Here is a 6,639-nt window from a genome sequence, read left to right as displayed (position 1 = left end):
GCGTTAGCGCCCGATCAGGCGGCGCGCGATCGAATCGGCGACGTCGGACGCCGGCGCGCCGGTACGGTCGCTTTCGTCCCACACTTCGATCAGCCGCTCGGGAATCCGTGCGATCCGCGCTTCGACTTCGGCGCGATCGCCCAGGCCGAGATATTCCAGCCCGACATTGATGATGCCGCCGGCATTGATGACGTAATCGGGCGCGTAGAGAATCCCGCGCGCTTGCAGCGCCGCACCCTCTGCCGTGGTTTCGAGCTGGTTGTTGGCGCCACCCGCCACGACCGTCGTGCGCAGCGCCGCGATCGAATCGGGCGTCAGGATCGCGCCAAGCGCATTGGGGCTGATGATATCGGCCTCAATGGCGAGGATCGCATCGGCTGCGACCGTCACGGCACCGAGTTCCTCGGCCAACGCCTGCGCGCGCGCCGCATTGACATCGGCCAGCGTCAACCGCGCGCCGTCTTGCGCAAGCAAGCGCGCGAGACCACCGCCGACGCTGCCGACACCCTGGATCGCGACATGGACGCCCTTCATGTCGCTCGCGCCGAGCCCGCGCTGCGCCGCTGCCTTGACGCCGAGATAGACCCCCATCGAGGTCGAGGGACCGGGATCGCCGCCCGCACTGCCCGCCGCGACGGGCAGGCCCGAGACGTGGCGCGTCATCGTCGCAATCGTCTTCATGCTCGCTTCGGACATGCCGACATCCTCGGCCGTCACATAGCGCCCGCCGAGCGATTCGACCGCGCGGCCGAACGCCTCGAGCTGCGCCGCGGTGATCGCATCGCCGGGGTTCGCCGCCAGCACGACACCCTTGCCGCCGCCCATCGGCAGGCCCGCCATCGCGTTCTTGAAGCTCATGCCGCGCGACAGACGCAGCGCATCGGTGATCGCGCGGTCGCTATCGGCATAATGCCAGAAACGCACGCCACCCGCCGCAGGCCCCAATTTGGTCGAGTGAATCGCGATCACGGCGCGCAGCCCCGAGGCCGGGTCGGTGAAGAGGTGCACGCCCTCATGATCGTCGAAATCGGCGAAGCCCCATCCGGTCGTCACGATGTTGATTTCCTGGCTGAAAAAGAAGTGGGGCGACCGACGGGACTTGAACCCGCAACATCCGGCATCACAAGCCGACGCTCTAACCAATTGAACTACGATCGCCGCAGAGCATGCGCCCCTAGCGGTCGGGAGGGGCCAGCGTCAAGAATGCAGCATCAGAATTTGCCATCGACGGTGAGGACATGGCCGCGCGCGGTCGGTTGAAATCCGCTTAGCTCCAACTGTTGCGCGGCGGTGGGGTCAGTTGGCTTGACCGTCAGTTCGGCGCGGAACCGTCCGGTCTGCCAGAGTCGCACTAGCGCCTGCTCAGTCCCCGACTGGCTCGCAAGCGGCAATAACAGCGCGCCACCATCGCAGCGTGCGCTGCCCGACAGACCCTGCGCCAGGTTGATCCCGGCAATGTCGCGGCCAAGCGTCGCCTTCACGCGCCCCTCGGCCTTGTCGCAATTGCCATCGGTGAAGCGCACGCTGACATCGTCGAGATCGAGCCCGCTGACCGGGAAGCGCGCGAACACCGCGCCGCCCGGGAGCACCGCCGTCATGTCATCCACGCCGATGCTGTGCCGCGACACGCTCACCGCGCCATGCACTGCGCGCGTGGTGGTGGTCGAATGGCCCGCCAGATCGACGCGCGCGCGTCCCACGAGCAGCGGCCACGGCGACAACGCCGCGCCGAGATCGCCCAGCGCGATGCTGCCGACCCCGGCTTCGCGCACCGCACCGAACCACACGCTGCCCGTTGCCTCGCGCGCGGCAAATCCCGTCCGCGCCAGATCGAACTGCCCGAGAACGAGCCTGAGCGGCAGCAGCGCGATCAACGCGATCACAAACACCGCGCCGAACAGCGTAAGCGGGCCAGTGGTCAGGCGGAAGCGCGTCATTGTCCTTGCGCCTTCACTGTCATCTGCACCGAGACGGTGCGATCGCCATTGTCGGTCGTGGCGAGCCGGTCGATCAACATACCCGACGATTCGAGTCCCGCGATCCAGCCGATCAGCGCGCCGGGGCGGGCCGACGCGATCGCGATCTGGACGCTGTCGCCGCCCTGCGGCGTGACGGTGGTCAGCGCGAAGCCGGCATCGTTGGCGCGCGCGCGGATTATCGATTCGAGCGGTGCCTCAAGCGGGGCGGCGCGATCGGCCTGTAGTGCCTTGACCGCATCGACGCGCGCTTGCGTCTCGCCCAGCGCGATCACCGCATCGGCATGGCGTGCCTTGGCCGAGGCGAGCGCATCGCTGAGCGGCACGATCAGGAAATAGGCGAAGGCGAGGAGGACGGCGACGCCCGCCCCCAGCACCATATATTGCTCACGCTGCGTCCGCGCGCGGTACCAGGTCAGGAGTTGCTCGGTCATCGTGGCTTCACCATGATATCCCCCGACAGGCGCCCGCTGCTCGACTGGAATTGGCCCATCGGCGTTGCGTCGAAACCAGCGGCGTTGAGGCTGCGCTGAAGCTGCAATATCTGCCCTTCATTCTGCACCCCGACCGTCACGCGCAGCGCGCCCGCCGGATCAAACGAAAGCGTGCGCGCCTCGGTTCCCGGCGTCGCGCGGATCGCGCCGAACACTGCGGCGGCGGTACGGCTGAAGCCCATGCCGCCGCCGCGCAACCGCGCGATCCGCGCGGTCAATTGCCGGTCGGCATCGCTCACGGCCTCACCGCGCGAAAGACCGGTGCGCGCGAGCAGATCGGCACGACGTTCGAGTTCGTCGGCGGCGCTGGAATAGATCAGCACCTGCACCAGCGTGATCAGAATAGTGACCACAAAGAGCGCCGCGCTCAACCAGCCGAGCCGGCGGATCAGCGCCCAATCGACGCCGATGCGCGAGCGCCGCGCAAATGCGCCCTGCCGTAAATCGAGCGACGGCGTGGCGACGGCCGCGACGATCGCCGCCTCCAAGGCTTCGCGCGGCATGATCTCCGGGGCGGCCCCGCCGGTGATGAGTTCGGTCAGCCGCGCTTCATCGGCAAAACCGCTGGTCGGCCCGCGCACCACGCCTTCCCCGCCGAGATCGGCGCGGAGATAGCCGGAGTCGGGGCGCGGCAGCAGCATCGGGGCGGGCAGCACAAGTTCGGGATCAACGCCATTGGCGGCAAGGTCGGCGAGCCACGCCTGCATCTGCGCCGTGGCGACCACGCCGATCGGGCGTTCGAGATTGTCCCCCTCGCGTCCGACCGCGACATGCAGCTCGCCGATCGGCGTCGCGCTGGCGTCGGCGGCGAGCATCCGTGCCGCGGTCACCGACTGCGCGAGCGAGCGATCGGGCAGTTCGGCCCAGTGCAGCGTCACCGCATCGGCGGGTACCACCGCAACGTGCGCGTCTTCGCTTGCCTCGCGCAGCGTCGGGAACCCCTCGCCGCGCGCCGACACGACATTGTCGGCGATGCGTAGCCAGCGCCACGGCACATCGTGCGTCGGCAGAAAAAGGACGAGAGTATCGCTCATGTTCGCTCGCCCCATTGCCGCGATACGAGCCGCGCGGGAAGGGCCGATGCGTCGATCAGCCCGGATTGTTGCAGGATCGCCCCGTTCAGCGCGACATCGACTTGCAGCGAGAACCAAACGGTCTTGATATCGGTCTGCCCCGCTGCGTCATCGGCTGCCCCCGCGCCAGTGATGATCGGCTGCGACCAGAAGGCAGCGGTCGTGTTGAAGCCTTGCGGCGGACGGCGCAGCAACGCTTGCCGTACTGCTTCGACTGCAAGGTTGGGGCGCAACATCGCCAGCAACGGCGCTTGCTCGGGCAGGATCGTATTGACGTTAATCTTCGATGGCGCGGCGATGGGCAAGGTGCAGATCCACGGACGGAGCTTGTCATAATCGGCGCGCGATACGCTCGCGACGGCGCGGAGTTCGCTCGGGTCGCGCATCAACGTGTTGCCGGTGCGATACCCCTGCTTGCCGCCACCATAAGCGCCGTCCTCGGCCCCGTCCTGGATCGCGTCGCTGTCGCTGTCGATCCAGTCGGAAGCGGCGGCGGCGATCGCATCGGGGGAGCGCGCCGCAGGATCGACCAGCCGGATCAGCCGCGCGAACTGGATCCGCGCGGGCGTGAAGGACGCGTACACACCGGGCCCTGTCTCCGTCACCAGGCTGTTGAGGTTAAAGCAATTGCCGCCATCGACGACGATCGCCGTGGCGCTGCCATTGGGGACCGGCAACGCGATCGGCTTGCCACTCCATCCACCCTCAAGCGTGACGCGCTCGTCGGCCTTCAACAACAGGTCGGTGACTCGCACCACCGCCAATGTTTCGGCAGCGAAGGAGTAAGCGCGCGCCTGGTCGAGCGCGACGGCATTGCCGCCGAGCCGTGTTGCCAGCCGCAGCTTTTCGAGCGCCGTCCCGGCGAGCACTGCGATCACCGCGACGAGCAGCAGCACCGTCAGCAGCGCGGCACCGCGCTCGGATCGGGCGGCGTCATTTGGCCTGGACATCGACTCGCTTTCCGTAGCCGGTGCCGACGAGAAACAGTTGTCGCGTCTCGATCCCGGTGTCGCGTTGCACGCGGAGCTCGATCGCCGCGGGGACCGGAAATTGTGGTGTGCTGATCCAACGATCGCTCCACGCGCCGTTGATGCGGTAGCGCAGCGCCACTTGCCGGACATGGTCGAGCATCGCGGTCGGCGGCAGCGGGGCGGACCCGTCGAGCATCGGATAGGCGATCCGCACCAGCGCGCCGTCGACGATGCCATAATCGACCTTCTGCGCGGACGCGCGCGGCGTTCCGTCGAGATTGCTCCAGCCATCGCGGACGAAGCTGAGCAGCGTACTGCCATTAGCGCCCGATTCGCCGGTGAAGACCGGCAGGACCTCGCCGCCCATCCCGCGCGTCTGACGGATCGAGGCTTGTGCCAGATCGGCGGTGAGGATCGACGACAGCCGGTTCATCGCCGAGACCTGTTCAAGCTTCGCGCCCGTCGCACCCTGCGCACGCACGGCAAACGAAAGCAGCGCGACACCGGCGGCCGCGAGCAGCCCGAAAATCAGCAGCGCGATCATCACTTCGATCAGCGTGAAGCCACTTTCGCGCGAAATCGGGTCGGGCGACGCGCTCACTGCTTGGTCGCCCCGTCGCGCACTACCGTCAGGCGGCCGGCGTCGCGGCCGCTGGCATCGCGCACCGACACGTCGATGCGCAGGATGCGGGTATCGCCGGTCGGTTGCGTGACGCGCGTCCAGCGCCACGCGCGACCGCCATTGTGTTCAACCCCGCTCGCGCTGCCAAGCGCCGGGGCGCGCGCATCGGTCAGCGCTTCGATCGCGACATTGCGTGCAACCATCTGCGCCATCAGCGTCGTGTCGAGCGTGGCGGCCCCGCGGATCGTCGCGCCTTCGAGGCGGATCAGCGCCAACGCGGCGAGGCTGAAGACGGCGAGCGCGACCATCATTTCGATCAGCGTGAAGCCCCTCGGCTCACCTTTCATCGGATTTTTTGTCATCCCCGCGAAAGCGGGGACCCAACACCCGCCGTCGGAGATGGGTCCCCGCTTTCGCGGGGATGACAAAAAGGGATGCGGCCTACCCACCAATGCGGACCTTGCCGTCGGTGCCGATATGCACGACGATCGTCTGGTCGGCGCGCGCCAGCGTCACGTCGAGCGGTCGGTCGGCAATGCCGGTCGGATCGAACAGCACACGGTCGCGGCTATTGTCCCCGCTCGGCTGGGCGCTGGTGCCCTTGCTCCATTGCGTCACGCGGAGCGGGCGCTCGGCCATCGCGACCCACGCGCCGTCGCGACGCTCGTCGAAACCATAGCCACCCGCCGACACCCACACACTGATCGGCTGCGCGCCGACGATCGCGAGATCGTGCGCGGCACGCGTGCGTGCAGCGAAGCGCTCTGCCTCGTCGGTCAGCCGTCCGCGTGGATCGGGCAAGGCAAGCACCACCGCCGCGCTGGCCAGGCCGATGATCGTAACGACGATCATCAGCTCGATCAGCGTGAAGCCGCTTTCGTGTCCCGAGGCGGCGCGGCGCGTCATCGGCGCCTTATTGCCAACTGCCGATGTCGGCATTGGGCCCCTCGCCGCCTTCTTTTTTATCCGCGCCGAGCGTCCAGACGTCGACGTCGCCATGCTGGCCCGGCGCGGCGTAGAGATAGGGGCGGCCCCACGGATCGTTGGGCAATTTCTTGATATAGCCGCCGCGCTGATACTTTGACGCGTCGACATCGGCCGGCGGCGAGACGAGCGCTTGCAGGCCATCGGTCGTCGTCGGATAGTTGTCATTCTGCAGCTTGTAGAGATCGAGCGCGCTTTCGATCGTCGCGATATCGGCCTTGGCCTTGGTGATCTTGCCGCGATCGCCGAGCGGCAGGACATTGAACGTCACGATCGCGGCGAGCAGGCCGAGAATGACGATCACAACCATCAATTCGATCAGCGTAAAGCCCTGTTCGGATGGGCGAACCCGGTGAGTAGCGGGGGAATCAGACATAACAGACCTCATTGTCCGGCCAGCGTGTTGAGTTGCAGGATCGGGAGCAGGATCGATAGCACGATCGTCGCGACGACGCCCCCCATCACGACGATGATCAGCGGTTCGAGCAGCGACAGCGCGGTCGTGGTGAAGCGGTCGAA

Annotated in this window: 9 protein-coding genes, 1 tRNA gene and 1 pseudogene; all 11 read right to left on the bottom strand. The window is 67.2% G+C overall.

Translation table 11 applies throughout. From position 1 onward, the window contains the following. Nucleotides 1-3: 3 nt before the first annotated feature. Nucleotides 4-1,053 (bottom strand): Leu/Phe/Val dehydrogenase, encoded by a 1,050-nt coding sequence (locus tag ABWP09_RS12870; RefSeq protein WP_353205527.1) that lies wholly within the window; start codon nucleotides 1,051-1,053, stop codon nucleotides 4-6. Nucleotides 1,054-1,081: 28 nt separating this feature from the next. Next, nucleotides 1,082-1,158: transfer RNA gene (locus ABWP09_RS12865), tRNA-His, on the bottom strand. Nucleotides 1,159-1,211: 53 nt separating this feature from the next. Next, nucleotides 1,212-1,937: a type II secretion system protein N gene (gene gspN, locus ABWP09_RS12860; RefSeq protein WP_353205526.1), complete on the bottom strand. Its 726-nt coding sequence runs from the start codon at nucleotides 1,935-1,937 to the stop codon at nucleotides 1,212-1,214. Next, complete coding sequence (locus ABWP09_RS12855) at nucleotides 1,934-2,410, bottom strand: type II secretion system protein M (protein ID WP_353205525.1); 477 nt, start codon at nucleotides 2,408-2,410, stop codon at nucleotides 1,934-1,936. The genes gspN and ABWP09_RS12855 overlap by 4 nt, the downstream gene beginning before the upstream one ends. Next, entirely contained in the window at nucleotides 2,407-3,504 is a 1,098-nt protein-coding gene (gspL, locus tag ABWP09_RS12850; protein WP_353205524.1) for a type II secretion system protein GspL, read from the bottom strand. Before gspL ends, ABWP09_RS12855 begins: the two co-directional genes overlap by 4 nt. Beyond that, the gene (gspK, locus tag ABWP09_RS12845; RefSeq protein WP_353205523.1) at nucleotides 3,501-4,493 is read right to left on the bottom strand and encodes a type II secretion system minor pseudopilin GspK; all 993 of its coding nucleotides are present in this window, start codon (nucleotides 4,491-4,493) and stop codon (nucleotides 3,501-3,503) included. The genes gspL and gspK overlap by 4 nt, the downstream gene beginning before the upstream one ends. Further along, entirely contained in the window at nucleotides 4,477-5,115 is a 639-nt protein-coding gene (gene gspJ / locus ABWP09_RS12840; protein WP_353205522.1) for a type II secretion system minor pseudopilin GspJ, read from the bottom strand. Before gspJ ends, gspK begins: the two co-directional genes overlap by 17 nt. Beyond that, the gene (gene gspI / locus ABWP09_RS12835) at nucleotides 5,112-5,498 is read right to left on the bottom strand and encodes a type II secretion system minor pseudopilin GspI (protein ID WP_353205521.1); all 387 of its coding nucleotides are present in this window, start codon (nucleotides 5,496-5,498) and stop codon (nucleotides 5,112-5,114) included. Before gspI ends, gspJ begins: the two co-directional genes overlap by 4 nt. A 79-nt stretch (nucleotides 5,499-5,577) precedes the next feature. Beyond that, nucleotides 5,578-6,042: a GspH/FimT family pseudopilin gene (locus ABWP09_RS12830; protein WP_353205520.1), complete on the bottom strand. Its 465-nt coding sequence runs from the start codon at nucleotides 6,040-6,042 to the stop codon at nucleotides 5,578-5,580. A gap of 7 nt (nucleotides 6,043-6,049) precedes the next feature. Further along, nucleotides 6,050-6,496, bottom strand: a complete 447-nt coding sequence (gene gspG, locus ABWP09_RS12825; RefSeq protein ID WP_353205519.1) for a type II secretion system major pseudopilin GspG — start codon at nucleotides 6,494-6,496, stop codon at nucleotides 6,050-6,052. 8 nt (nucleotides 6,497-6,504) lie between these two features. After that, nucleotides 6,505-6,639 (bottom strand): annotated as a pseudogene (locus tag ABWP09_RS12820) (type II secretion system protein GspF); the annotation flags it as partial.

The organism is Sphingomonas sp. (assembly GCF_040398505.1).
GTDB lineage: Bacteria > Pseudomonadota > Alphaproteobacteria > Sphingomonadales > Sphingomonadaceae > Sphingomonas.
This window is presented reverse-complemented; position numbering and strand designations above follow the sequence as displayed.